Raw genomic sequence first — 25325 nt, 5'->3', positions numbered from 1 at the left:
AGCTACGCCGAACAACAGATTTTGCAGGGCGGCGCATTACGGCGACGAGGCCCGCCCGGCGAAGGGATCAGCCCCCGACGCCGTGCAGCGCTGCCAAACCCGCCGCGACAGCAAGTGCGCCGGCTACGGCCAGAAAGGCGCGGCGGATCAACGCCTGGCGGGCCTCTTCGGCACGGACGGCGATGGCACGGGCGCGCGGGCGATGGCGCATCTGGGTCATGATGGGGACAGGCTCCCTTTTAGAACACAGGGTAAACATAGTCCGGCGCGCGCGCTTCGCAATGTCGACTCAGCACTCTTGCGGCAGCTTAGACACAATGCTAGGAACAGAACAAGAACAATGTTTCTGGTCGATGTTCCGCGGCGCCATGTGGGCGCAAAGCGGTGGACAGCACAGGCCCGAGGCGCGCGGCCGGGCGTCCGCTGGTCTATTATGCGTTCCCTTTCACGAGCGCGCGCCAGAGCGGGCGTCCGGCAGTTTCGGAGGACAAGATGGCGGGCAGCGTCAACAAGGTGATCCTGATCGGCAATCTCGGCCGCGACCCCGAAGTGCGGACGTTCCAGAATGGCGGGCGCGTGTGCAATTTGCGCATCGCGACCTCGGAAACGTGGCGCGACAAGGCCTCGGGGGAGCGCAAGGAGCGCACCGAGTGGCACAGCGTGGTGATTTTCAACGAGAACCTGCTGCGCGTCGCGGAGCAGTATCTGCGCAAGGGTTCCAAGGTCTATATTGAAGGCCAGATCGAGACCCGCAAGGCCACCGACCAGAATGGCGGCGAGCGCTACTTCACCGAAATCGTGCTGCGGCCGTTCCGGGGCGAACTCACCATTCTCGACAGCCGCGGCGGCGGGTCGGAAGGCGGCGGCGGAGATGATTACAGCGCCGGGAGCAGCGATTTCGGTTCGGGCGGCGGCTATGGCGGCGGTTCGGGTGGCGGGCGTTCCTTTGGTGGCGAGCGTCGTCCGGCACCTGCGAGCGGATCGGGCGGCGGCAAGTTCGGCGGCGGGCCCGCTGGCGGCTCCGGCGGCGACCTGGACGACGAGATTCCGTTCTGAGGCCTGGTCACCGAACCGGTACAGGGCAGAGCGGTGCGGCCTACCACTGCAAGATGCGCAGTGCGAGTAAGCGCCGCTAACGGTGCGTGAGCCGCATGGGGTCGCGGAGGCGGCAACAAAGACGGGCAATTCCCGATAGGGAGCTCAGGTGAGGAACGACGCCCGGATCCCGTCGATCACGAACTGTACCGCCAGCGCGGTCAGCACCACGCCCAGCAGGCGCGAAAGAATGGCGTTGCCGGTGACACCAAGCAGCCTGTCCATCCGACGGGCCGCGAGGAAGACAGCGAGGCAGCTCGCGATCACCAGCGCGGTGATGACGAAAAGCGCCGCGAGCCGCGCCGGGTCGCCATGCGCCTCGCCGGCCAGCAGCAGCATGGCGGTGATGGCGCCGGGCCCGGCCATCAGCGGGATGGCGAGCGGGAAGACCGCGAGCGTCCGCAGGAGCTTTTCGCGCTGGGCGACTTCCGACGCGTCGAATTTGCGCTCGGTGCGCCGGCCGAACACCATCTCGAAAGAGATCGCGAACAGCAACAGCCCACCGGCGATGCGAAACGCGGGCAGGGTGATACCCAGCGCGGCCAGAAGCGGCGCGCCGACAAGGCCGAACGTGACCAATATCGCGAGCGCAATGGCGGCCGAACGGAGCGCCACCAGACGCCTTTCTCCAGCCGTCAGATCCGAGGTGACGGCCAGGAACAGCGGCGCGAGGCCGATCGGGTCGATCACCACCGCCATGGTCACGATGGCCGAGAACATATAGTCGAGCACGTCGCCACCTTCCGCCTTCAATCACGGCGCCCCCGCCGACGGTAGCATTCTATAAGATCGTCCCCACGCGGGCCTGCCAAGGCCTCTCAGATGACACCGCTTGGCTGGGCGCGGCGCCGCGCTTTCGCCACCTTCGCGCGGGGCTGTGGAATTGGGGCTGTAAGCCGTTGGTAAGGCACGCGTTTTGGCGCCGGAGAAAAAGCCGTCGCGCTGGCGTTTCCGGGCAGAATGGTCTAAACAGGCACACACGTTCCGCAACCACGGAAAGACGATTCCTTGTCCGATTCCGACACGTTCAACCCGGAGGGCGGCGGCCCTTCGGATATCCGGCCCGTCTCGATCACCGAGGAGCTGTCCCGCAGCTATCTCGACTATGCGATGAGCGTCATCGTCTCGCGCGCGCTTCCCGATGTGCGCGACGGTCTGAAGCCGGTGCATCGCCGTATTCTGTTCTCGATGCGCGAGAACAATTACACGCCTGAGCGCCCCTACAATAAATCGGCGCGTGTGACCGGCGATACGATGGGTAAGTACCATCCGCACGGCAACCAGGCGATCTATGACGCGCTGGTGCGTCTGGCGCAGGACTTCTCCATGCGCCTGCCGCTGATCGACGGCCAGGGCAATTTCGGTTCTGTCGATGGCGACCCGCCGGCGGCCGAGCGCTACACCGAGGTGCGCCTCGCCAAGCCGGCGATGAACCTGCTGGACGATCTCGACAAGGACACGGTCGATTTCCAGGACAATTACGACGGCCGCGAGCAGGAGCCGACGGTCCTGCCGGCCCGCTTCCCCAATCTTCTGGTCAACGGCGCCGGCGGCATCGCCGTCGGCATGGCGACCAACATCCCCCCGCACAATCTCGGCGAGGTGGTGGATGCGTGCGTTGCGCTTATCGACGACCCCTCGCTCGATGTGGAGCGGCTGCTCGACTATATTCAGGGCCCGGACTTCCCCACAGGCGCGCTCATTCTCGGACGCAGCGGCATAAGGCAAGCCTATCTCACCGGCCGCGGCTCCATCGTCATGCGTTCGCGCGCGACGATCGAGGAAATCCGCAAGGACCGTGACGCCATCATCGTCACCGAAATTCCCTATCAGGTGAACAAGGCGACCATGATCGAGCGCATCGCCGAACTGGTGCGCGAGAAGCGGCTGGAGGGCATCGCCGAAATCCGCGACGAATCCTCCCGCGAAGGCATGCGGGTGGTGTTCGAGGTCAAGCGCGACGCCCAGGCGGATGTCGTGCTGAACAATCTCTACCGCATGACCGCGCTGCAGACGTCCTTCGGCGCGAATATGGTGGCGCTGAACGGCGGCAAGCCGGCGCTGATGAACCTGCTGGATCTGTTGACCGCCTTCGTCGCCTTCCGCGAGGACGTGGTGAGCCGGCGGACCAAGTTCCTGCTGCGCAAGGCGCGTGACCGTGCGCATGTGCTGGTCGGCCTCGCCATCGCCGTCGCCAATATCGACGAGATCATCCACACGATCCGCACCTCGCCCGATCCCGCGTCGGCGCGCGAGGCGCTGATGACGCGGCATTGGCCGGCGATGGATGTCGCCCCGCTGATCGCGCTCATCGACGATCCCCGGCATCGGCTCGCCGAGGACGGCACCTATCGCCTCTCCGCCGAGCAGGCGCGCGCCATTCTCGATCTGCGCCTGCAGCGCCTCACCGCGCTGGGCCGGGACGAGGTCGCGGACGAACTCGACAAGATCGCGGTAGAGATTCGCGAATATCTCGACATTCTCGCCAGCCGCGAGCGCATCCGTGGCATCGTCAAGGACGAGCTGTTGGCGGTGAAGGCGGAATTCGGCACGCCGCGCAAGACCGAGATCACCGAAGCTGAGGGCGATTTCGAGGACGAGGACCTGATCGCCCGCGAAGACATGGTCGTCACGGTTTCCCATGCCGGCTATGTCAAGCGTGTGCCGCTGTCGACCTATCGCGCGCAGCGGCGCGGCGGCAAGGGCCGCTCGGCGATGCAGACCAAGGACGAAGATTTCGTCACCCGCCTCTTCGTCGCCTCGACCCATGCGCCGGTGCTGTTCTTCTCGTCCAAGGGGCAGGTCTACAAGCTGAAGGTCTGGCGCCTGCCGATGTCGGCGCCGCAGTCGCGCGGCAAGGCGCTGGTGAACATTCTGCCGCTCACCGAAGGCGAGCGCATCACCTCGATCATGGCGCTGCCGGACGAGGAGGCGTGGAGCCGGCTTCAGATCATGTTCGCGACCAATTCCGGCACGGTGCGGCGGAACGAGCTGTCCGATTTCACCAATGTGAACCGCAACGGCAAGATCGCGATGAAGCTGGAAGTGGGTGAGTCCATCGCCGGCGTGCAACTCTGCACCGAGGCCGACGACGTGCTGCTGACCAGCGCCAACGGCCAGTGCATCCGCTTTCCCGTTACCGAGGTGCGTGTCTTCAAGGGACGCGATTCCATGGGCGTGCGCGGCATCCAGCTGGAAGAGGGTGATCGGCTCATTTCCATGGCGATCATTCGCCATGTCGAGGCGACGGCGGAAGAGCGTGCCGCCTATATCAAGCTCGCCAACGCCATCCGCCGGAGCCAGAACGGCGTGGAGGCCAATGGCGAGGAGGGCGAGGTCGTTGAGGCCGAGATCGTCGAGCCGGATGCGGAAGAAGCGGTTGCCGGGCCGGCGGATATCGACCAGGCGCGCTATGTCGCCATGGGCGCTGCCGAGCAATTCATCCTGACACTCTCGGAGAATGGCTACGGCAAGCGCACCTCGTCCTATGAGTACCGCACCACGCGGCGCGGCGGTAAGGGCATCGTCGCCATGGCGGTCAATGACCGCAACGGCCCGTTGGTTGCCTCGTTCCCCGTGGAGGACGCCGATCAGATCATGCTGGTCACCGATGGCGGCCAGCTCATCCGCTGCCCGGTGAACGGCATCCGCACCGTGGGGCGTGGCAGCCAAGGCGTGATCGTGTTCGACACGGCGGAGGACGAGAAGGTCGTCTCCGTCGAGCGCGTCACCGAGGACGAGGGCGACGAGGCGCTGGGCGGCGAGGCGGCGGGCGAAGACGCCGCAAGCTGAGCCAAGGCCATGATGAGAACACGGAACGGCGCCAGAAGGCGCCGTTCTTGTTTCCACGCCTCGTATGTTGCCCCGCCGAATGTCATCGCCCATGCGTCCCCTTTTCCTCCTTCTCGCGCTTGCCTTCATGGCGATCAGCGCTGGAGTCGCGCGCGCCGACGGTGTCGGCTTTCGCCGGCTGAGCCTCACCGAGATTCCGGAGCGCCCCCTGGAGGCGGCGGTCTGGTATCCGACATCGGCGGCGGGCCCGCAGACCTTGATCGGCGACAATGCCGTCTTGGTGGGCGAATCCGTCATCGTCGACGCCGCCCCGGCAGCCGGTCGCCACCGTCTCGTCGTGCTCTCTCACGGCTTTGGCGGCAATCTCGGCAACCAGGCCTGGCTGGCGGTCGCGCTTGCGCGGCATGGCTATATGGTCGCGGCGGTGAACCATCCCGGCACCACCAGCCGCAACCTCAAGCCCGATATTGGCGCCCGACTTTGGGAACGGCCGCGCGATCTGTCCCGGCTGATCGACCGGATCACCCGCGACCCCGCCTTCGGTGCAGATGCCGACAAGGTCGGCGTCATCGGCCATTCTCTCGGCGGCTGGACGGCGATGGCGCTTGCTGGTGCGCGTTTCGATCCGGCCCGTTTCGCGGCGGACTGCGACGTTTATGCCCAGCTCGCGGCCTGCGAGATATCTGGTCGGCTTGAGGTGGGAAGCACGGTCGAGGCGCGCACGCTGTTGGCCGGTGATCTCGCCGACCGGCGCGTGGGTGCGGCGGTATCGCTCGATCTCGGGCTGGCGCGCGGCTTCACGCCGGAGAGCCTCGCTGCCCTGAAAGTGCCTGTGCTGGTGATCTCGGCAGGCGAGGGCGACCCGCATGTGCCGGCCGCACTGGAGTCGCGTTATCTGGCCGCGCATCTCCCTTTCGCATTGGGACGCTATATCGCTTTGGACGGCGCTACGCATTTCAGCTTCCTGCCACTGTGCAAGCCGGGGGCGGTCGCGTTGCTGGAGGCGGAGCAGCAGGGCGATGGCCCGATCTGCCATAACGGCACCGCCGCGGAGGGGCGCGCGGCCCTCCACGCGCAGGTGGCCGACGCCGTATTGCATTTTCTGGATACCGAGCTCGGTGCCCCCTGAGCGGAGGCGACACAGTCACCGGTGGCGAAGTGGAAACCACCGCGGCTTGCGTCCAGGCCGCGAGACCGCTAACCCTTGCCGCGCACCGAGAGGCCCGAGATGAGCGCCATGCGCACCGCCTTCTACCCCGGCTCCTTCGACCCGCCGACCAACGGCCATGTCGAAGTCGCGCGTGCTGCGGCGCGGCTGGTGGACCGGCTCGTGGTGGGCGTCGGCATCCATCCCGGCAAGGCGCCGCTCTTCGCGCCGGCCGAGAGGCTGGAGATGTTGAGTGAGGTGTTCGCGCCCATCGCCCATGAGGAGGGCGCCCGGCTCGACTGCGTCACCTTCGACAATCTCGTCGTCGATGCCGCCGAGGCCCATGGCGCGAGCCTGCTCATCCGCGGCCTGCGCGACGGCACCGATCTCGACTATGAAATGCAGATGGCCGGAATGAACGCGACGCTGAAGCCCGGCGTGCAGACCGTTTTCCTGCCGGCCTCCCCCATTGCCCGCCCCATCACCGCCACGCTGGTGCGGCAGATCGCGGCCATGGGCGGGGATGTTTCCGCCTTTGTGCCCGGCCCGGTTCTCGTCCGCCTGCGCGGTCGGTTCGGGCGCGGGGCCTAGCAACGGGCGGTCTTCGCCATCGCTCAACGGAGTTCATGCCCATGATCCGACGCCTTCTCGCTGCCTTCTCCGTCGCCTGCGCGCTGGCCGTGGTCGCCGTCGCTCCGGCCTCGGCGCAGGCGCCCAAGCTGCCGCCGAATGTCGACCCGCAGAACGCGATCATCATGCAGACCACCAAGGGTCCGGTGATCTTCGTGCTGCGCTCGGATATCGCCCCCCAGCACGCCGAGCGCATCAAGACGCTGGCGCGCGAAGGCTACTATGACAACGTGCCGTTCCATCGCGTCATCGAAGGCTTCATGGCGCAGACGGGCGATGGCCAATATGGCAACGGCACCGGCGGCTCGCGCTATCCGAACCTTCCGGCCGAGTTCTCCAACGTGCCCTTCAAGCGCGGCACGGTCGGCATGGCACGCGCTTCCAGCCCCAACAGCGCCAACTCGCAGTTCTTCATCACCTTCGGCGATGCGTCCTTCCTCAACGGCCAATACACCGTGATCGGCCAGGTCGTGTCCGGCATGGAGAACGTCGACAAGATCAAGCGCGGCGAGCCGGTGCAGAACCCCGACAAGATCATCTCGATGAAGGTGGCTGCGGACGTCAAGTGACGCCGCCAACCTTCCAGTAAAGGAGAGACCAATGACCGACACCGCTGAAACCACGCTGCTGCTCGAAACGACGCAGGGGCCGGTCAAGATCCGCTTCCGCCCGGACCTCGCGCCCGGCCACGTCGCGCGCATTAGCGAGCTCGCCAAGCAGGGCTTCTACGATGGCGTGGTCTTCCACCGCGTCATCGACGGCTTCATGGCCCAGACCGGCGATCCCACCGGCACCGGCCGCGGCGGCTCGGGCAAGAATCTGAAGGCTGAATTCAACAAGGGACGCCATGTGCGCGGCACCGCCTCCATGGCCCGCGCCCAGCACCCGGATTCCGCCGACAGCCAGTTCTTCATCTGCTTCGCCGATGCCGGCTTCCTCGATGGCCAGTACACCGTGTGGGGCGAGGTGATCGAAGGCATGGAGAATGTCGACAAGATCAAGCGCGGCGAGCCGGTGCAGAACCCGGACAAGATCGTCAAGGCGACCGTTTCCGCCTGATCACCGCGACGTTGAGGCATGATGCTGTCCCGGATGCGCGTGAGCGCGTCCGGGATCGCCTTTTGTAAGAGCCGGGCCTTCCATGCGTGTCGACCTGTTCGATTTCGATCTGCCGCCCGAGTCCATCGCGCTCCGGCCCGTCTCGCCGCGCGATGCGGCGCGGCTGCTCGTTGTGCGCGCCGGTGCGGACCCGGAACTGACCGACGCGCAGGTGCGTGATCTGCCGGAACTGCTGGCTGCCGGCGACGCGCTGGTCGTCAACGATACGCGCGTGCTTCCGGCACGGCTCGACGGCATCCGCCGCCGTGCCACCTCGCAGGGCGAAGGGGTGCAGGTCGAAGCCATGCTGCATAAGCGGCTCGGCCCGGACAGCTGGCTTGCGCTCGCCCGTCCCGGCAAGCGGCTGGCTCCCGGCGACACGATCGAATTCGCCTCTCCCGAGGGCGAAACCACGCTCGCCGCGCGCGTCGAGGCGAAAGGCGAGGGGGGCGAGGTCACGCTGCGCTTCGCGGCCGCCGGTCCGGCGCTCGATGCCGCCATCGCCGCCATCGGCCATATCCCGCTGCCGCCCTATATTGCCGCCAAGCGCGCCGACGATGCGCAGGACCGGGCGGATTACCAGACCATGTTCGCCGCGCATGAGGGGTCGGTCGCGGCGCCGACAGCAGGGCTGCACTTCACCCCCGAGTTGATCGAGCGTCTGGCCGCGCGGGGCGTCGAGACCCATCGCGTCACCCTGCATGTCGGCGCCGGGACCTTTCTCCCCGTCAAGGCCGACGACACGGCTGACCACCGGATGCATGCCGAATGGGGCGAGGTTTCTCCCGAAACCGCGGCCGCGCTGAACGCGGTGCGGGCGCGGGGCGGCAAGGTCGTCACCGTCGGCACCACGGCCACCCGCCTCATCGAGAGCGCCGCCTCGCAAGAGGGACTTCTCAGCGCCTGGCGCGGCGAAACGGATATCTTCATCACCCCCGGCACGCACTTCCGCTTCATCGACGGCATGCTGACCAATTTCCACCTGCCGCGTTCGACGCTGGTCATGCTGGTGGCGGCGTTCATTGGTCATGAGACCCAGAAGCGCGCCTATGCCCACGCCATCGCCAGTGGCTACCGCTTCTATTCCTATGGCGATGCCTGCCTTTTGCTGCCACAAGCCCGGCCATGAACAGTTCCGATCATTCCCTGCCGACCGATTTTCATTACCGCCTGCACGCCACCGATGGCGCCGCCCGGCTCGGCGAGGTGGTGACGCCACGCGGTGTGGTGCGCACGCCCGCCTTCATGCCGGTGGGGACCGCCGGTACGGTGAAAGGTATGTATCCTGGGCAGGTGCGCGAGCTCGGTGCCGACATCCTGCTCGGCAACACCTATCACCTGATGCTGCGCCCCGGCGCCGAACGCGTGGACCGGCTCGGCGGGCTGCATCAGATGATGCGCTGGCCGCATCCTATCCTCACCGATTCCGGCGGCTTCCAGGTCATGTCGCTGGCAGGCCTGCGGAAGATGAGCGAGAAGGGCGTCACTTTCCGCTCGCATATCGACGGCGCCTATCACGAGCTGACGCCCGAGCGTTCCATCGAAATCCAGGGGCTGCTGGGTGCCGACATCCAGATGCAGCTGGATGAATGCGTGCGCCTTCCTGCCCCGAAGGACGAGATCGCCCGCGCCCTGCGCCTGTCGCTGCGCTGGGCGGAGCGCTCGAAGAAGGCGTTCGAGGCGCAACCGAAAGGCCGTGCGCTGTTCGGCATCGTACAGGGCGGCGACGATACGGAGTTGCGGATCGAATCGGCGCGGGGCCTCATCGACATCGACTTCCCCGGCTATTCCATCGGCGGTCTTGCGGTCGGCGAGCCACAGGATGTGATGCTGGCGATGCTGGAGGTGGTGACGCCCATCCTGCCGGCGGAAAAGCCGCGCTATCTCATGGGCGTCGGCACGCCAGACGACATCATCGAAAGCGTGGCGCGCGGCGTCGACATGTTCGATTGCGTGATGCCGACCCGCGCCGGCCGGCACGCGCAGGCCTTCACCCGTTTCGGCAAGATCAACCTGAAGAACGCCCGCCACGCCGAGGACCCTCGCCCGCTCGACGAGGAAAGCGACTGTCCGGCGGCGCGGGACTATTCGCGCGCCTATTTGCATCACCTCGTGCGCTGCGACGAGATGCTAGGCTCCATGCTGCTCACCTGGGTGAACCTCGCCTATTACCAGAGCCTGATGGCCGGCATCCGCGCCGCCATCGCCGAAGGCCGGTTCGAGGCGTTCAAGGCCGAGGTGAAGGAAGGCTGGGCACGCGGAGATATTCCGGCGCGCTGAGAAATCCCGGCGCGAAGTCTTGCTTCCGCCGGGATGACTTGGCTCAAATGGCCACAGGTACGCGTGATCAGGCCAGCTTGGCCGCGATGGTGGCAACATGCTTGCCCTGGAAGCGGGCACCCGCCAGCTCGACTTCGGAAGGCTGACGCGAACCATCGCCATTGGCGATCGTCGACGCGCCGTAAGGCGAGCCGCCCTTGATCTCGTCAACACCCATCTGGCCCTGGAAGGCGTAGGGCAGGCCAACCACCACCATGCCGTGGTGCAGCAGGGTCGGCACGAAGCCGAGAATGGTCGATTCCTGGCCGCCATGCTGGGTGGCGGAGGAGGTGAACACCGAACCGACCTTGCCCACGAGCGCGCCGGTGAACCACAGCCCGCCGGTCTGGTCGATAAAGCTGCGCATCTGCGAGGCGACCGTGCCGAAGCGGGTCGGGGCGCCGAAGATGATCGCGTCGTAGTCCTTCAACTCGTCCACCGTGGCGACCGGCGCCTTCTGGTCGAGCTTGAAGTGGTTCTGCCGGGCGATCTCCTCCGGCACCGTCTCCGGCACCCGCTTCACCACCGCCTCGGCACCCGCCTCACGCGCGCCTTCGGCAACGGCTTCCGCCATCGTCTCGATATGGCCGTAGGTCGAATAATACAGCACCAGAACTTTTGCCATGTGTCTGCTCCTTGCCCCTGGGAGGGCCGGCGGCGCTCCCGAATGTCATGGCTGCAAGCTAATGGCGCCAAAGCCGCACCGGAAGCGGCATGATCGACGTGGTGTTCTTGCGCACGTGCAATATGAAACATTTGGCACCCCCATCAGGCTCTTGATAGGTGCCGCCGCGACGCGCCGTCCGCTTGCCTTCGCGGTGCGAAACCCTTAATCCCCCTTCTCGTGGGGGCCCGTAGCTCAGCTGGTTAGAGCGCGTGACTTTTAATCATGAGGTCCTGGGTTCGAGTCCCAGCGGGCTCACCACGCGCAAAGGCATATTCTGGAAGCCGTTTCCGTAGCAGGAGTTGAGATGTCCTACGCACCGTTTCTCCCGGCCTCGGTTTTCGCTCTTGCCCTGGTGGCGGCGCAGCCGGCTCTCGCGGCTGGAGCCTTCGAGTGCCCGAAGAGCACGCTCGAAGCCGCGCAGGCGGCGACGATCAAGTCCGTGCTGCCCACGGGCGATGGGCTCGACAAGCCGGAGGCGCTGGATGCGGCGGTGGACGGTCTGCGCGCCGCGGGCTTTTCCTCCGGCCTGATCATCGACGGCGTCATTTCCGCCTACTGCCCTGCCGTTGCTGCGAAATCCGGCCTTTCCGACGCGCAGAAGACCCAGGCTGTGGCGAGCTTCGCCTCGCGGGTCGTGCGCACCGTCTATTCGCTCGACAGCGCCGACGCGGTGATTCTCGACGTGCCCTTCCCGCCGGAAATCCTCAACGCCATCAACACCAAGGCGGCGGCGGCGAAGATCTCGCCGGAAGCCTTCGTGCGCCAGGCGGTTGACGCCGCACTCAAGTAAGCCTTTGCGCCGGCTCTCTTTTCGGGAGCCGGCAGTCTAGTTTCCGGTCAGGCTTTCCAGCCGCGCGATGACGGTCTGGTGGAACTGGTCCATCGAGTCGATGCTCGTATGGTCGATGCCCGGCTGGCCGGAAAGATCAATGTTTTCAAGGTCCCCGGTATAGCCGGGAGACGCTTCGACAGGTTCGCCGAAGCCGTCGGCGGCCCAGAAATTGATCAGAATCGCGACATTCTCCGGCACCGGATCGGGGTCGGTGGCGTCGAACGTCACCGCGAGATCGACCGCAATCCCCTGAGATTGCAACGCGTTAGCGATATTTGTCACCGCGTTGGCGCCAAGCGAGTGGCCGATGAGAATCGTCGGCCCCTCATGGCCCTCAACCTCCCGCCGCTCGATCAGCGCGATCACCTGCTGCGCCTCGTCCCAGCCATAGAGCTCGGCATGGTAGCCCTGCGCCACCAGTTCCTGCGCCAGCGCGTCAAGTCCTTGCGAGAACACGCCAAATAGACCGCGCAGCAGATAGACATGGGTGTCGGCGCGCGACGGCAGCGGGGCGGCGGCGCTCTGGCCGTGATGCGGCGCCTGCGCCGAAGTGGCGTGACCAGTGAGTGCAGTGAGGTGGACAGTGAGGCCGACAAGGCCGGTAAGGGTGAACAGACGGCGCGTCAGCTTCATTGGCAAACCCCGTGGCGGAACCAGCGCCGCTAGATAGAAGTGACTCCGGCGGGATGACCATCCCCCTCGCGCGCAGCCGGCGTCTCATGCTTGCGAATTTGAAAGCTCAGCGTGTCGCCCTGCCGCTGCTGCGCCACCAGTTCATGGCCGTCCTGGCGCACGAGATGGGGAATGTCGATGGCGGCCATCGGGTCGGTACACTCAACGACGATCACGGCGCCCACTTGCGCGCGGGCCAGCGCCCGGCGCGTGTGCAGCGCCGGCAGCGGGCATTTCAACCCTTTGAGGTCGAGCCGGAGCGGGGGCTCGTCGGAAACGGCGGTGGCCATGATGCGCGGGTTACGCCGGGACGGCACCGAGGGCAAGCGCCTCCGCAGCCGGCGGCCCGGCGCAAGCGTGATGGGCCCACCCGCCTCGATGACTTGACGCGGGGGCTGCGAGGGCCGAAGTGCTGGGAAAAGGGCGCGGGGAGGCGACAATGCGGCTGATCGGATTCGCGGGGTGGAGCGGCGCGGGCAAGACGACGCTTCTGGCGCGGCTCATTCCCGTTCTGGTCGGGCGTGGGCACCGCGTCTCCACGGTGAAGCACGCGCACCATAATTTCGATGTCGACAAGCCGGGCAAGGATTCGCACACCCACCGCACCGTGGGCGCGAGCGAGGTGCTGATTTCCTCGGCCAATCGCTGGGCGCTGATGCATGAGCTGCGCGGCGCGCCGGAGCCGGACCTGCCGGAACTCGTCGCCCGCCTTTCGCCGGTGGATCTCGTGCTGGTGGAAGGCTTCAAGCAGGACCACCATCCCAAGATCGAGGTCCATCGCGCGGAACTCGGCAAGCCGTTCCTTTATCCCGACGATCCGTTCATCCTCGGCCTCGCCTCCGACCACGCGGTGCCCGGCTGCCCGCGCCCGGTGATCGACCTCGACGATATCGAGGCCATCGCCGATTTCGCCGACCAGCACGCCGCCCCGGTCGATTCCATCGCCTGGCGCCCGTCGGCTCACAGCGCGGGATAGGCGGCGAGCAGGCGCTCGGCGGCGAGAAGGTCGTCGGGCGTGTTGAGGTTGTGGAACGGGTCGAGCGGCGTAGCCGGCCATTCCACCGGCACGGCGCCGACTTCACGCACCCAACGCATCATCCGCCGCTCGTCTTCCTCCACCAGCAGGCGGCGCAGCGCCGCGCGGGCCGCCACCGGCCACAGCCCGACCACCGGGTGCTCGCGCCAGCCGGAGGTCGCATAGGCCGCCCCCGCTTCCCCGGCAGCGGCGGCAAGACGCGCGGCGAGGTCATGGGGCAGGAACGGGCAGTCGCTCGGCACGGTGAGCAGGTGGCGCGCGCCCGGCAGTTCGCGCGCGACATGGTCGAGCCCGGCGAGCAGGCCGGCGAGCGGGCCGGGTTGGCCCGGCAATGTGTCCGCCACCACAGGCAGATCCAGCCCGAAGCGCGCCGCCGGACCATTGGCGTTGAGCAGAAGCGGCGACACCTGCGGCGCCAGCCGGGCGGCGATGCGCGCCAGCACCGTCTCGCCGCCGAGCCGCTTCAGCCCCTTGTCGCCCCCGCCCATGCGGCGCGACAGGCCGCCGGCGAGGATCAGCCCGGCGGGTGGCGCCGCTTCGCTCATGCGGTCGGCCGGGTGAGCAGATAGGCGCTGGTGCCGACGAAGATCGCGCCAATGATCGCCAGAACCGGCACGGAAAGGCCGATGACGACCAGCAGCACGAAGCTGCCGGCCATGCTGCCGGTGGCGACAAGTTGCGCCCAGCGCGGCACCACGCCATTCGCCCGCCACGCCACCACGGAGGGGCCGAGGCGCGGATGGGTGAGCAGCCAGCGCTCGAAGCGCGGTGAGGAACGGGTGAACAGCCATGCCGCGAGAATGAGGAACACCGTGCCGGGCATGACCGGCGTGACGAGCCCGACAATGCCCAGCCCGACGCAGACCCAGGCGAGGGCAAACATTGCCCAGCGCACAGGTGCCGCAAGGGAAGACGTTTTCCGCTCAGGCTCTGTCATGCAGGGGTGCATCATCGCATCGCCAAGTCGTTGGAGCTCGTCCTCTCGTCATTACCCCGCGCTGAGCAGCTTCACCGCCACGTCGCGCTCGAACACATGTAGCAACAGCCGCAGGGCCGCGCCACGCGGGCCGCGAAGATCAGAATCGTTCTTGACGATCTCCAGCGCCTCGGCCCGCGCCGCGACGAGAAGATCGCCATGCACCTCAAGCCGCGCCAGCTTGAAGCCGGGAAAGCCGCTCTGCCGTGTGCCGAGCACGTCGCCCTCGCCGCGCAGCTTCAGATCCTGCTCGGCGAGGAAGAACCCGTCCTCGGAGGAGCGTAGCGCTTCCAGCCGTTGGCGGGCGATCTCCCCCAGCGGGCGGCGGTAGAGCAGCACGCAGGTGGAGGCTTCCGAACCGCGCCCGACCCGGCCGCGCAGCTGATGAAGCTGCGCGAGGCCGAAACGTTCCGCATGTTCGATCACGATGATGCTGGCCTCGGGCACATCGACGCCCACCTCGACCACGGTGGTGGCGACGAGGAGCTGTGTTTCCCCAGCGGCGAAAGCGGCCATGGCGGCGTCTTTCTCCGCCCCCTTCATCTTGCCGTGGACGAGGCCGACACGGGCGCCAAAATGTGCCGCGAGATCGGCAAAGCGGGCCTCGGCGGCGGCGAGGTCGGAGGTTTCCGATTCCTCGACTAGCGGGCAGATCCAGTAGGCGCGGCGTCCTTCCGCCAGCGCGCGGCCGAGCCGGGCAACAATCTCGTCAATCCGGTCGGAGGGGATGGCGCGGGTGTCGATGGGCTGGCGGCCGGCCGGCTTCTCGCGCAGCTCGCTGGAATCCATGTCGCCGAAATAGGTCAGCACCAGCGTGCGCGGGATCGGCGTCGCGGTCATGACCAGCACATCCACCGCCTCGCCCTTGGCGGCGAGCGCGAGGCGCTGATGCACGCCGAAGCGGTGCTGCTCATCGACGATGGCGAGCGCGAGGTCGTGGAAATCCACCCCTTCCTGAAACAGCGCATGGGTGCCGATGACGAGATCGATCGCGCCGGCCGCGAGCCGGGCCAGAAGCTCCGCCCGCCCGCGCCCCTTCTCCCGCCCGGTGAGCAGGGCAACGCGAAGCCCCGCCGCTTCCGCCAGCGGGGCGATGGTCTTCATGTGCTGGCGGGCGAGGATTTCCGTCGGTGCCATCAAGGCCGCCTGCCGGCCGGCCTCGATCACGGTGGCCGCCGCCAGCAGCGCCACCACGGTCTTGCCCGAGCCGACATCGCCCTGCAGCAGGCGCAGCATGCGGTCCTCTGACCCGAGATCGGCGCGGATGGCTTTGAGCGCCTCGGTCTGCGATCCCGTGAGGGAAAAGGGCAGGGCACTGAGAATGCGCGCCGAGAGCCGCCCATCGCCCACGCTCGGCCGCCCTGCCTGCTTCACCGTGCTGGCGCGTAGCAGGGCGAGGGCGAGTTGGCCGGCGAGCAGTTCGTCATAGGCGAGACGCTGCCAGGCGGGGCCCTGCGGGCTTGCATCCAGCGTCTCGCGCGGCTGGTGCACCTTGCGCAGCGCGTCGAGAAAGCCGATGCCGGGCGGGTCGGCGCGCCATTCCGGCAGCTCCGGCACTTGGGTGAACGCGGCCTCGATGGCGCGGCGCAGATGGCCCTGGCCCAGCCCCTCGACGAGCGGATAAAGCGGCTCGATCGGCGGCAGCTTCGCGAGGCCGGCGGCGTCCACCACCCGGTCGGGGTGAACCATCTGCGCCATGCCGTCGTAGAGCGTGACGGTGCCCGACACCCAGCGCGTTTCGCCCACGGGCAGCAGCCGCTCCATCCAGCTGCGCTCGGCCTTGAAGAAGGCGAGCGTCAGGTCGCCGGTGGCGTCGTGGCCATAGACACGGTAGGGCGCGCGCGAGCCGCGCGGGGTGGGGACATGGCGGTCGACATGGATTTCCACCGTCACCACCGTGTCGGGCACGATTTCCGCCAGTGTCGGGCGGGCGCGGCGGTCGATGGTGGAGGATGGCAGGTGCAGCAGGAGATCGAGCACGCGCGCGCCCTCCTCCCGCCCGAGCAGGCGGTTGAAGGGCCGCGCGAGCTTGGGGCCGATGCCGGGAAGGCCGGTGATTTCGGCGAAATAGGGATTGAGAAGGTCGGGCCGCATGATGGGCGGAAGGTGGACGATGGCGGGCCGGCGCGCAATCGCTTCCCGGGCGTTCTATCTGCCATGCCGACAAGCCACCTGACAGCGGGCCCAGCCCGCGCTAGAACCGGCGCCTCTTGCGCGCGGCCGCGCTGGCGTCACCGCGAAACCGAGACCTGGACATGACCGGAACCACGCGCTCCAGCGCGGGCCTCGATGCCCGCCGTCGCCGCATCCTCTACCGCTCCTGGCATCGCGGCACCCGCGAGATGGACCTGCTGATGGGCCGTTTCGCCGATGCCTGCATCGGCGAGTTGAGCGAGGACGAGGTGGCCGATTTCGAGAAGCTGATCGAGGTCGAGGACCCCGACCTTTTCGGCTGGCTCGGCAGCGGTGAGCCGTCGCCGGAGTTCGACACCCCCGTCTTTCACCGCTTCCGCCAGTTCCATCTGTCGGGCGAGGGCCTGCCGCCGATATGAAGACCGCTTTCGCCACCCTGACCTCGAAGCTCGCGCCCGGCCGCACGGTCACGCTCGCCAATGTGCCGGGCGGGATGGAGGGCCTCGTCGTCGCCGATCTCGCCCGCGCGCTGGCGGCGCAGGACAAGGCGCCCTGGCCGACGCTGATGGTGATCTGCCGCGACAGCGAGCGCATGGCGGAGCTGGAGCGGGCGCTCGGCTTCTTCGCGCCGGGGGTGGAGGTGCTGCCCTTCCCGGCCTGGGACTGCCTGCCCTATGACCGCGCCTCGCCCAACAGCGCCGTCATCGCCCGCCGCATGACCACGCTGGCCCGGCTCGCGCGTGTGAAGGGCCGCGAGGCCGGCACCATCCTGCTCACCACGGTCAACGCCGCGCTGCAGCGCGTGCCGAGCCGCGCGCTGATCGCCACCCAGTCCTTCTCCGCCGCGCCGGGCAACGCGCTCTCGCTCGACGAGGTGGTGGGCTGGGCGGAGATCAACGGCTTCCAGCGCACCTCCACCGTGCGCGATACCGGCGAATATGCGGTGCGCGGCGGCATTGTCGACCTGTTCCCGCCCGGGCTGCCGGCGCCGGTGCGGCTCGATTTCTTCGGCGACACGCTGGAATCGATCCGCTCCTTCGACCCCGAGACCCAGCGCACCGCCATGCAGATGCGCGCCCTCGATCTGGTGCCGATGAGCGAGGTGCAGCTCACCAGCGAGACGATGAAGCGCTTCCGCATGGCCTATGTCGCCGCCTTCGGCGCGGCGCAGCGCGGCGACATGCTCTATGAGGCGGTGAGCGAGGGGCGGCGCTATCCCGGCATGGAACACTGGCTGCCGCTGTTCCATGACGGGCTGGACACGCTGTTCGACTACGCCCCCGACGCCCCCATCGTCATGGAGGCGCAGGACGACGAGGCCGCCGCCTCCCGGCTCGACCAGATCGCCGATTATTACGACGCCCGCCGCCACGGCCTGGAGCATGGCGGCGGCACGCCCTACAAGCCGCTGCCGCCCGACGCGCTCTATCTCACCGCCGAGGAGTGGAAGGCCCGGCGCGAGGCGGCGAAGAACGTCGCCCTGTCGGCCTATGCGCTGCCCGAATCGAGGGACGTGATCGACCTCGACGGCCGCCCGGCCCGCTCCTTCGCGCCGGAACGGGCGGACCCCGAAGCCTCGCTGTTCGAGGTGGCGGCCGCCTATCTGCGCGACCTCGCCAAACATAAGCGCACCATCCTCGCCGCCTGGTCGGACGGCTCGCGCGACCGGCTGTCCACCGTGCTCGCCGATCACGGCCTCAAGGGCACGCAGACGGTCGGCTCGCGCGACGCGGCGGAGGCGCTGCCCAAGGGCACCATCGCGCTGGCCGTGCTCGGCATCGAGTCTGGCTTCGAGACGGACGGCCTCGCCGTCATCGGCGAGCAGGACATTCTCGGCGACCGGCTGGTGCGCCCGAAGCGCAAGGCGCGCCGGCCGCAGGACGTGATCGCGGAGCTGGGCGCGCTCACCGCCGGCGATCTCGTCGTGCATGTCGACCACGGCATCGGCCGCTTCATCGGGCTGAAGACCATCGAGGCGATGGGCGCCCCGCACGACTGCCTCGAAATCCACTATGCGGAAGGCTCCAAGCTGTTCCTGCCGGTGGAAAACCTCGAACTCCTGTCGCGCTACGGCTCGGAAGACACCGAGGCACAGCTCGACCGGCTGGGCGGCGGCGGCTGGCAGGCGCGCAAGGCGCGGATGAAGAGCCGTATCCGCGAGATGGCGGCCGAGCTGATCAAGGTGGCGGCGCAGCGCCAGACGCAGGAGGCGCCGCGCCTCGTGCCGGCGGCCGGGCTTTATGACGAGTTCCGCGCCCGCTTCCCCTATGAGGAGACCGAGGACCAGGAGGCCGCTATCGAGGCGGTGTTCGACGATCTCGGTTCCGGCCATCCGATGGACCGGCTGGTGTGCGGCGATGTCGGCTTCGGCAAGACGGAGGTCGCGCTGCGCGCCGCCTTCGCCGTGGCGCTGAACGGCAAGCAGGTGGCGGTGGTGGTGCCGACCACGCTGCTCGCCCGCCAGCATTTCAAGACGTTTTCCGAGCGCTTCAAGGGGCTGCCCGTCGTGGTGCGGCAGGCCTCGCGGCTGGTGACCGGCAAGGAACTTTCCGACACCAAGAAGGGGCTCGCCGACGGCACGGTGGACATCGTGGTCGGCACCCATGCGCTGCTGGGCAAGACGATCTCCTTCCGCGATCTCGGCCTCGTCATCGTCGATGAGGAGCAGCATTTCGGCGTTGGCCACAAGGAGCGGCTGAAGCAGATGCGCGCCGAGGTGCATGTGCTGACCCTCACCGCGACGCCCATTCCGCGCACGCTGCAGCTCGCCATGACCGGGGTGCGCGAACTCTCCATCATCGCCTCGCCGCCGGTCGACCGGCTGGCGGTCCGCAGCTTCATAACCCCGTTCGATCCCTTGATCGTACGCGAGGCGCTGCTGCGCGAGCGCTATCGCGGCGGACAGAGCTTCTATGTCTGCCCGCGCATCGAGGACCTCGCCGAGGTGAAGGACTTCCTCGACAAGAGCGTGCCGGAGGTGAAGGTCGCGGTGGCGCATGGCCAGATGGCGGCGACGCAGCTCGAAGAAATCATGTCCGCCTTCTATGACGGGCAGTTCGACGTGCTGCTCTCCACCACCATCGTCGAATCCGGCCTCGATATCCCCACCGCCAACACGCTGATCATCCACCGCGCCGACATGTTCGGCCTCGCCCAGCTCTACCAGCTGCGCGGGCGCGTCGGTCGCTCCAAGACGCGGGCCTATGCCATCTTCACCCTGCCGGCGGAAAAGCAGGTGACGGCGCAGGCGGATCGGCGGCTCAAGGTGTTGCAGTCGCTCGACACGCTGGGGGCGGGCTTCCAGCTCGCCAGCCACGACCTCGACATTCGCGGCGCCGGCAATCTGCTCGGCGACGAGCAGTCCGGCCATATCAAGGAGGTCGGCTACGAGCTGTATCAGGAGATGCTTGAGGAGGCGATCGCCAACCTCAAGGCCGGCATTACCGCGCCGGCGGCGGACAAGTGGTCGCCCACCATCTCCATCGGTACGCCGGTGCTGATCCCCGAGGACTATGTGACCGACCTGCATGTCCGCCTCAGCCTCTATCGCCGGCTGGCCGACATGGAGACCGACGCCGAGATCGAATCCATGGGCGCGGAAATGGTCGACCGCTTCGGCACGCTGCCCGAAGAGGTGGAACAGCTGCTCAAGCTGGTGGCGATCAAGGCGCTGTGCCGCCGCGCCAATGTGGAGAAGGTGGATGCCGGCCCGCGCGGCATGGTGCTGACCTTCCGCGACGGGCGCTTCCCCAACCCGGCCGGCTTCATCACCTATGTCGGCAAGCCGCATGTGGTGGCGAAGATGCGCCCCGACGGCAAGGTGGTGTTCTCCGAGGACTGGCCGAGCGCCAATGCGCGACTGAAGGGCAGCGCCGGAATTCTGAAAGAGCTGGCGAAGATCGCGGAGCAGGGGGCGAAGGCGGCCTGAAGGCGGCGTGAGCCGCCGCTTCGCGGCGGGCCGTCATCCCGGAAGGGCCGCAGGCCCTGTCCGGGATCGCTGCGGCATTTTGGACGACGATCCCGGCTCTTCGCCTCGGCGACGGCCGGGATGACGATGTTCTCAGGGGTGGCGAGCCGTCCGTATGACGGCCGCTTTCAGCCGGGCCTCAGTCCAGCGGGCTTTCATAGGCGCCGTCGGTGTCGGGCATCACATCAGCGTCGACATCCGACCCCGGGCCGCTGAGGTTTTCATAATTGCCGCCGGCCTGATCCATATAGTCCTGGCTCTTGCCGGAACCCGGCTTGTCCGGCAGCGGGCCGTAATCGAGATAATTCGGGTCGTTGATCGGCGGAATGGTGATCTCCAGCCCGCCCTGCGCCGGCTGGTTCGGGTGCACCTCAATCGGCTGCTGCGCTCCGGCGGACAGGGTGCCCGCCACGAGCAGGGCGGCGGAGAGGACGGCGTAACGCATGGACATGGCTCCAGCACTTCATTCCTTCGCGGGTCAACCGGCCCAAGCCGGCCCGCCGCGCGCATTCCGCCCCTAAGGAACAGGTGACGGCCCGGCTGTCCAGCGCTTCATGCGCCGGGCGACGCGGAATTGACCGAGCGACAGCGGGCAACTCGCCGGTTTCGGCTGCCCGATGCCGCTAGCCCTTGGCCTGCCACCAGCTTTCCGCCAGCGTGCCTTGCAGGGCCAGCGTCTGCGGCCGTTCCACCTTGCGCCAGCGCGCCACCCACTGGCCGGGCGTGTAGAACAGCGGCACGGAGAACTGCGCGGAAATCAGCACCCGATCCAGCGCGCGCACGGCGGAGACGAAATCCTCCTTGCCCTGCGCCGCCAGTAGCGCCTCGATCATCGCGTCCGCCGCCTTGCTCTTCAGCCCCATGAAATTGCGCGTGCCGGGCGTGTCGGCGGCGGCGGAGCCGAAATAGAACGCCTGCTCATTGCCGGGGGAGAGCGACTGGTCCCAGATATAGGGCACCATGTCGTAGTCGTAAGTCTGCTTGCGGGCCTCGAACTGCACATTGTCGACGAGGCGGATGTCGAGCCGGACCCCGGCGCGGCGCAGCATGTTCTGATAGGCGAGCGCCAGCCGTTCCTGGTCCTTTGAGCCGACGAGCAGCTCCGGCGCGAAGGGCTGGCCGGTGGCGCGGCTGCTGAGCGTGCCACCCTTCAGGTCCCAGCCGGCGGCGGCGAAGAGATCGAGCGCCTCGCGCAGCCTTGTACGGTCGCGGCCGGTGCCGTCCGAGCGCGGCGCCTGCCAGGTGCCGTCCATGACTGCGGGGAGCACCGCGTCGGCATAGGGCGCGAGCAGCGCCCGCTCGCGCGCATCGGCGGGGCGACCCAGCGAGGAGAGTTCGGAATCGTCGTAGAAGCTGCCATTGCGGCGGTAGAGGCCGAAATAGAGGTTCTGATTCGCCCATTCGAAATCGAACAGCGCCACCATCGCCTGCCGCACCCGCAGATCCGAGAACAGCGGGCGGCGCATGTTGAAGATCAGCGCCGAATAGGGTTTTGGCGTGCCGGTGGCGATTTCCTCGGTGACGATGCGCCCGTCGCGCGCGGCGGGGAAATCATAGCCGGTCTTCCAGCGGCCGGGATCGGTTTCGAAGCGAATGTCGTAGAGGCCGCGCTTGAAGGCTTCAAACTGCGCATTCACATCGCGGTAGAAGTCGTAGCGCAGGCTGTCGAAATTGAAATTGCCGCGATTGACCGGCAGCTCCGCGCCCCAATAGGCGGGCGCGCGGGTGAGCACCACGCTTTCGCCCGGCTTCACCTCGCTGGCGACATAGGGCCCGCTGCCGAGCGGGGCCTTGAAGCTGGTCTGCTCGAAGGTCTCGGGATCGGTGGCGTGGCGGGCGAGCACCGGCATCAGCGCGAGGATGAGCGGCAATTCGCGGTCGACCACGGCGAAGGTGAAGCGGATGGCGAGCGGGCCGGTGACTTCCGCCTTCGCCACCTTGCCGTAATAGGTGCGGTGGTTTGGCCGCCCCTTGGCGCGCAGCAGCTCGTAGGAGAACAGCACGTCGTCGGCCGTCACCGGCGTGCCGTCGGAGAAGCGGGCGCGCGGGTCGATCTCGAAGGCGACATAGGAGCGGGCGGCGTCGGTCTCGACGCTGCGGGCGAGCAGGGCGTAGCAGGTAAACGCCTCGTCCGGGCTGCGCGCCATCAGGCTTTCGACGATGTTCCAGCGCACGAAGGGCGGCGCCGTGCCACGCACGATGAACGGGTTCAGGCTGTCGAACGCGCCGACCGCGCCCTGCACCAGCCGCCCGCCCTTTGGCGCGTCGGGATTGACGCTGCGGTAATGCGCGAAGTCGGGCGGATAGAGCGGGTCGCCATGCATGGCGAGGCCGTGCCGGGGGCCCGAGGGCGCGGCGCTCTCCTGCGCGCGGGCCGGCAGCGCATAGGGGTAGCCCAAGGCCGCGCCGCCGGCGATTAAGACATTGCGCGCAAAGGCCCGCCGGGTGATACCGCTCACGCATCGGCTCCTGTTCGAGATTCGGGGCGTAGTCGCCCCCCCACATCTAGCATGAACGGGACACCGATATGTCCCGGGGTCACTCTGTCGCCTCAATTGCGCTTGAGACAGCCCCACGATCGCGTTATGGCGGCGAGGCGTCCGCTGTTGTCTCTACCCGGTTCGCTCGACAGGAACTCGACATGATCCACCGCTCCACTCTCGCGCGCAGCCTGGCTGGCGCCGCCCTGGCGCTGGCCTTTGCCAGCGGTGCCGCGCTCGCCCAGACGGCGCCGGCCAAGCCGGCGGCCAAGCAGCCGGCCGCTCCCGCCGCCCAGCCCGCCGCGCCGGCCAATGGCCAGCAGGCCGGCGCGCAGCAGATCCCGGCGATTCCGATTCCGTGGATGAAGCGCTGCCGGCAGGAGCCGTCGATCAACAAGGAGGTCTGCGAAATGGAGCAGACCATCATCACCGACACCGGGCAGTTCCTCGTCCGCTTCGGCATATTCGAGGTGCAGGACGACCCGAAGAAGGCGTTCACCGTCGCTTTCCCGACCGGCCTGCTGCTGCGCAACGGCTTCCGCGTCGCCCTCGCCAACGAACAGCCGATCCTCGGCACCTTCGTGATGTGCGACGAGCGCTTCTGCCGCGGCGACATCCAGGTCGACCAGGGCTTCGTCGACCGCATGAAGAAGGCCCCCGGCCTGACGCTGCAGGTCGCCAATGCGGTCGGCCGGCTGATCTCCTATCCGATCGGCCTCGGCGATTTCGCCAAGGTCTATGACGGCCCGCAGACCGACCCGAAGGCGTTCGAGGCGCAGATCACCAAGATCCAGGAGCAGGTGAAGGCCCGCCAGGATCAGCTGAAGGCCGAGGCCGACCAGCGCGAACAGCAGACCAAGGCCGGCCTTGAAAAGCTCGGCGCCGAAAAGCTGAAGACCGCGCCGGCCCAGTAAGGCCCGCGCTCCTCCCGATACAGAAACGCCCGGCGATGAGCCGGGCGTTTTCGTTTGGGAAGGGTGTGCAAGAGGCGCGAGCTATTGCAGCCTTTCGCTGCGCACGCGCCAGCCGCCGTCACCGTCGGCCGCCAGCATCTCCGGCAGCTGCGGGTGGCGAAGCGGCTCACCCGTGGTGTCGAGTTCCAGATTCTGCTCCGAGACATAGGCGACGTATTCCGTCTCCGCGTTCTCGGCCAGCAGATGATAGAAGGGCTGGTCCTTGGTCGGGCGGATGTGCTCGGGGATCGATTCCCACCACTCATCGGTGTTGGAGAATTCCGGGTCCACATCGAACACCACGCCCCGGAACGGGTAGTGCCTGTGCCGCACGACCTCGCCGATCCGGTATTTGGCGTTGCGCTCTTTCATCCTGGACCCGTCCGCCATACTGAAATGTCCGCCATGGGGGTGGCGCCCCCGTAGCGGGCGAGGCCGGCGCCTGTCAACGCCGCTCATGCAACCGCCATGCCCGACCGCACCCGCCGCGGGCACGCCACGTCGCCATTGACCGGGGCGCGGCGAGCCGGTAGCGAGCGCTTATGGACGAGGTCCTTGCGCTCGCGCTTCCCTTCTTCGGCGTCATCTTCCTGGGGCTGGGATGCGGCCGGCTGGCGCGTATCCCGGAAAGCGGCCTCGCCTGGCTGAGTTTCTTCATCATCTATGTCGCCCTGCCGGCTTTGTTCTATTCGCTGGTGGCGCGCACGCCGTTCCACGAACTGACCAATGGCCGCTTCATCCTCGCCACCACGGCGACGACGGCGGTGTGCTTCACCCTCTCGCTGCTGGTGGGGCTGTGGCTGCGGCGCGGCAATTTGCCGGAAGCCTCCATCGCCGCCATTGTCGGCTCCTATTCCAATGTCGGCTATATGGGGCCGGGGCTGACGCTGGGCGCGCTCGGCGCTGCCGCCTCGGTGCCGACGGCGCTGATCTTCGTTTTCGACAGCCTGTTCTTCTTCACCATCGTGCCAGTGCTGATGGCCATCGGCGGGCGCGACCGCCGCGGGCTGGGCCACACGCTGCTCCTCGTGGTGCGCCGCGTGGTCACGCACCCCTTTAATGTCGCGACCTTTCTCGGCGTGCTCTCGGCCTATGCCGAATTCCATCCGCCCGCCGCGATGGAAAAGACCATGGAGTTCCTGCGCAACGCCGCCGCGCCCTGCGCGCTGTTCACGCTCGGCGTCTCGGTGGCGCTGCGGCCGATGGGCAAGATGCAGAGCGAGGTGCCGTGGCTGCTGGGAATCAAGCTCGTCATCCACCCGGCGCTGGTGTGGCTGGTGCTGAGCCTCGTCGGCGGGTTCGATCCGGTGTGGATCGCCACCGCCGTGCTGATGGCGAGCCTGCCGCCGGCGCTGAACGCCTTCATCATGGCCAAGCAGTACGACACCTATGTCGCCGGCGCGTCCGGCGGCGTGCTGGTCGGCACCGTGGTCTCGGTGGCGACCGTCACCGCCATGCTCTACGCCCTGCAGCACGACATGCTGCCGCACGGCCTGCTGCAATAGCCTAGAGGGCGATTTACCGATCA

25 protein-coding genes and 1 tRNA gene are annotated in these 25325 nt (G+C 67.5%); 15 read left to right on the top strand and 11 right to left on the bottom strand.

The annotated features are described in order from the left end of the window. Positions 1-67: 67 nt before the first annotated feature. Positions 68-220 carry a hypothetical protein gene (locus K9D25_RS16160; RefSeq protein WP_244376654.1) on the bottom strand — a complete coding sequence of 51 codons (153 nt, stop codon included), beginning with the start codon at positions 218-220 and terminating at the stop codon, positions 68-70. A 272-nt stretch (positions 221-492) separates the two neighbouring features. On the opposite strand from K9D25_RS16160, the gene ssb reads away from it, so the two are divergent. Next, the gene (ssb, locus tag K9D25_RS16155) at positions 493-1056 is read left to right on the top strand and encodes a single-stranded DNA-binding protein (RefSeq protein ID WP_244376653.1); all 564 of its coding nucleotides are present in this window, start codon (positions 493-495) and stop codon (positions 1054-1056) included. Between the two features lie 144 nt (positions 1057-1200). Here the strand turns inward: ssb and K9D25_RS16150 are convergent, their stop codons facing one another. Then, a complete protein-coding gene (locus K9D25_RS16150) occupies positions 1201-1827 on the bottom strand; it encodes a MarC family protein (protein WP_279613814.1) in 627 nt (208 codons plus the stop codon). A 276-nt stretch (positions 1828-2103) separates the two neighbouring features. On the opposite strand from K9D25_RS16150, the gene gyrA reads away from it, so the two are divergent. The 7 genes from gyrA (at position 2104) to tgt (ending at position 10042) form a co-directional block, all read left to right on the top strand. Next, positions 2104-4887, top strand: a complete 2784-nt coding sequence (gene gyrA, locus K9D25_RS16145) for a DNA gyrase subunit A (RefSeq protein WP_244376651.1) — start codon at positions 2104-2106, stop codon at positions 4885-4887. 127 nt (positions 4888-5014) lie between these two features. Next, complete coding sequence (locus K9D25_RS16140; protein ID WP_244376650.1) at positions 5015-6016, top strand: alpha/beta hydrolase family protein; 1002 nt, start codon at positions 5015-5017, stop codon at positions 6014-6016. Positions 6017-6124: 108 nt separating this feature from the next. Then, a complete protein-coding gene (coaD, locus tag K9D25_RS16135) occupies positions 6125-6625 on the top strand; it encodes a pantetheine-phosphate adenylyltransferase (RefSeq protein ID WP_432207953.1) in 501 nt (166 codons plus the stop codon). 35 nt (positions 6626-6660) lie between these two features. Further along, entirely contained in the window at positions 6661-7233 is a 573-nt protein-coding gene (locus K9D25_RS16130) for a peptidylprolyl isomerase (RefSeq protein ID WP_244376648.1), read from the top strand. A 31-nt stretch (positions 7234-7264) separates the two neighbouring features. Next, a complete protein-coding gene (locus K9D25_RS16125) occupies positions 7265-7723 on the top strand; it encodes a peptidylprolyl isomerase (protein WP_244376647.1) in 459 nt (152 codons plus the stop codon). Positions 7724-7805: 82 nt separating this feature from the next. Continuing rightward, entirely contained in the window at positions 7806-8891 is a 1086-nt protein-coding gene (queA, locus tag K9D25_RS16120; RefSeq protein ID WP_244376646.1) for a tRNA preQ1(34) S-adenosylmethionine ribosyltransferase-isomerase QueA, read from the top strand. Then, positions 8888-10042 carry a tRNA guanosine(34) transglycosylase Tgt gene (gene tgt, locus K9D25_RS16115; protein WP_244376645.1) on the top strand — a complete coding sequence of 385 codons (1155 nt, stop codon included), beginning with the start codon at positions 8888-8890 and terminating at the stop codon, positions 10040-10042. The genes queA and tgt overlap by 4 nt, the downstream gene beginning before the upstream one ends. 67 nt (positions 10043-10109) lie before the next feature. Here the strand turns inward: tgt and wrbA are convergent, their stop codons facing one another. Continuing rightward, a complete protein-coding gene (gene wrbA / locus K9D25_RS16110; RefSeq protein WP_244376644.1) occupies positions 10110-10706 on the bottom strand; it encodes an NAD(P)H:quinone oxidoreductase in 597 nt (198 codons plus the stop codon). Between the two features lie 223 nt (positions 10707-10929). Here wrbA and K9D25_RS16105 point away from each other — a divergent pair. Both K9D25_RS16105 and K9D25_RS16100 read left to right on the top strand, forming a co-directional pair. Continuing rightward, positions 10930-11006 (top strand) — tRNA-Lys (locus K9D25_RS16105). A 46-nt stretch (positions 11007-11052) separates the two neighbouring features. After that, positions 11053-11538, top strand: coding sequence for a hypothetical protein (locus K9D25_RS16100; RefSeq protein ID WP_244376643.1), 486 nt, complete (start codon positions 11053-11055; stop codon positions 11536-11538). A gap of 36 nt (positions 11539-11574) precedes the next feature. Here the strand turns inward: K9D25_RS16100 and K9D25_RS16095 are convergent, their stop codons facing one another. Both K9D25_RS16095 and K9D25_RS16090 read right to left on the bottom strand, forming a co-directional pair. Next, positions 11575-12213, bottom strand: coding sequence for an alpha/beta hydrolase (locus K9D25_RS16095; RefSeq protein WP_244376642.1), 639 nt, complete (start codon positions 12211-12213; stop codon positions 11575-11577). Between the two features lie 29 nt (positions 12214-12242). Beyond that, a complete protein-coding gene (locus K9D25_RS16090; RefSeq protein ID WP_347881452.1) occupies positions 12243-12569 on the bottom strand; it encodes a sulfurtransferase TusA family protein in 327 nt (108 codons plus the stop codon). Positions 12570-12691: 122 nt separating this feature from the next. On the opposite strand from K9D25_RS16090, the gene mobB reads away from it, so the two are divergent. Next, entirely contained in the window at positions 12692-13228 is a 537-nt protein-coding gene (mobB, locus tag K9D25_RS16085; protein ID WP_244376641.1) for a molybdopterin-guanine dinucleotide biosynthesis protein B, read from the top strand. Here mobB and mobA read toward each other — a convergent pair. The 3 genes from mobA to recG form a co-directional block, all read right to left on the bottom strand. After that, positions 13213-13833 (bottom strand): molybdenum cofactor guanylyltransferase MobA, encoded by a 621-nt coding sequence (mobA, locus tag K9D25_RS16080; RefSeq protein ID WP_244376640.1) that lies wholly within the window; start codon positions 13831-13833, stop codon positions 13213-13215. The two genes, mobB and mobA, sit on opposite strands and share 16 nt — an antisense overlap. Further along, the gene (locus K9D25_RS16075) at positions 13830-14171 is read right to left on the bottom strand and encodes a YbaN family protein (RefSeq protein ID WP_244376639.1); all 342 of its coding nucleotides are present in this window, start codon (positions 14169-14171) and stop codon (positions 13830-13832) included. The genes mobA and K9D25_RS16075 overlap by 4 nt, the downstream gene beginning before the upstream one ends. A 105-nt stretch (positions 14172-14276) precedes the next feature. Beyond that, a complete protein-coding gene (recG, locus tag K9D25_RS16070) occupies positions 14277-16358 on the bottom strand; it encodes an ATP-dependent DNA helicase RecG (RefSeq protein WP_244376638.1) in 2082 nt (693 codons plus the stop codon). Between the two features lie 161 nt (positions 16359-16519). Between recG and K9D25_RS16065 the strand changes: the two genes are divergently transcribed. Both K9D25_RS16065 and mfd read left to right on the top strand, forming a co-directional pair. Beyond that, on the top strand, positions 16520-16816 hold the full coding sequence (locus tag K9D25_RS16065; protein ID WP_244376637.1) for a succinate dehydrogenase assembly factor 2: 297 nt from the start codon (positions 16520-16522) through the stop codon (positions 16814-16816). Next, positions 16813-20325 (top strand): transcription-repair coupling factor, encoded by a 3513-nt coding sequence (gene mfd / locus K9D25_RS16060; RefSeq protein ID WP_244376636.1) that lies wholly within the window; start codon positions 16813-16815, stop codon positions 20323-20325. The genes K9D25_RS16065 and mfd overlap by 4 nt, the downstream gene beginning before the upstream one ends. Before the next feature lie 178 nt (positions 20326-20503). On the opposite strand, the gene K9D25_RS16055 is transcribed toward mfd, so the two are convergent. Together K9D25_RS16055 and K9D25_RS16050 are read right to left on the bottom strand one after the other, a co-directional pair. Then, entirely contained in the window at positions 20504-20809 is a 306-nt protein-coding gene (locus K9D25_RS16055; protein ID WP_244376635.1) for a hypothetical protein, read from the bottom strand. Between the two features lie 178 nt (positions 20810-20987). Continuing rightward, positions 20988-22688: an extracellular solute-binding protein gene (locus K9D25_RS16050; RefSeq protein WP_244450895.1), complete on the bottom strand. Its 1701-nt coding sequence runs from the start codon at positions 22686-22688 to the stop codon at positions 20988-20990. A 317-nt stretch (positions 22689-23005) separates the two neighbouring features. Between K9D25_RS16050 and K9D25_RS16045 the strand changes: the two genes are divergently transcribed. Beyond that, entirely contained in the window at positions 23006-23758 is a 753-nt protein-coding gene (locus K9D25_RS16045) for an invasion associated locus B family protein (protein ID WP_244376634.1), read from the top strand. Positions 23759-23839: 81 nt separating this feature from the next. On the opposite strand, the gene hspQ is transcribed toward K9D25_RS16045, so the two are convergent. Then, positions 23840-24169, bottom strand: coding sequence for a heat shock protein HspQ (gene hspQ / locus K9D25_RS16040; RefSeq protein WP_244376633.1), 330 nt, complete (start codon positions 24167-24169; stop codon positions 23840-23842). 170 nt (positions 24170-24339) lie between these two features. Here hspQ and K9D25_RS16035 point away from each other — a divergent pair, with 170 nt between their 5' ends. Further along, positions 24340-25302, top strand: a complete 963-nt coding sequence (locus K9D25_RS16035; RefSeq protein ID WP_244376632.1) for an AEC family transporter — start codon at positions 24340-24342, stop codon at positions 25300-25302. The last annotated feature ends 23 nt before the right edge of the window (positions 25303-25325 follow it).

Origin of the sequence: Ancylobacter polymorphus (assembly GCF_022836935.1) — a bacterium.
In the GTDB taxonomy this organism is placed as follows: Bacteria; Pseudomonadota; Alphaproteobacteria; order Rhizobiales; family Xanthobacteraceae; genus Ancylobacter; species Ancylobacter polymorphus_A.
The sequence above is the reverse complement of the archived record's forward strand: the minus strand, read 5'-3'. Positions and strand labels throughout refer to the sequence as shown.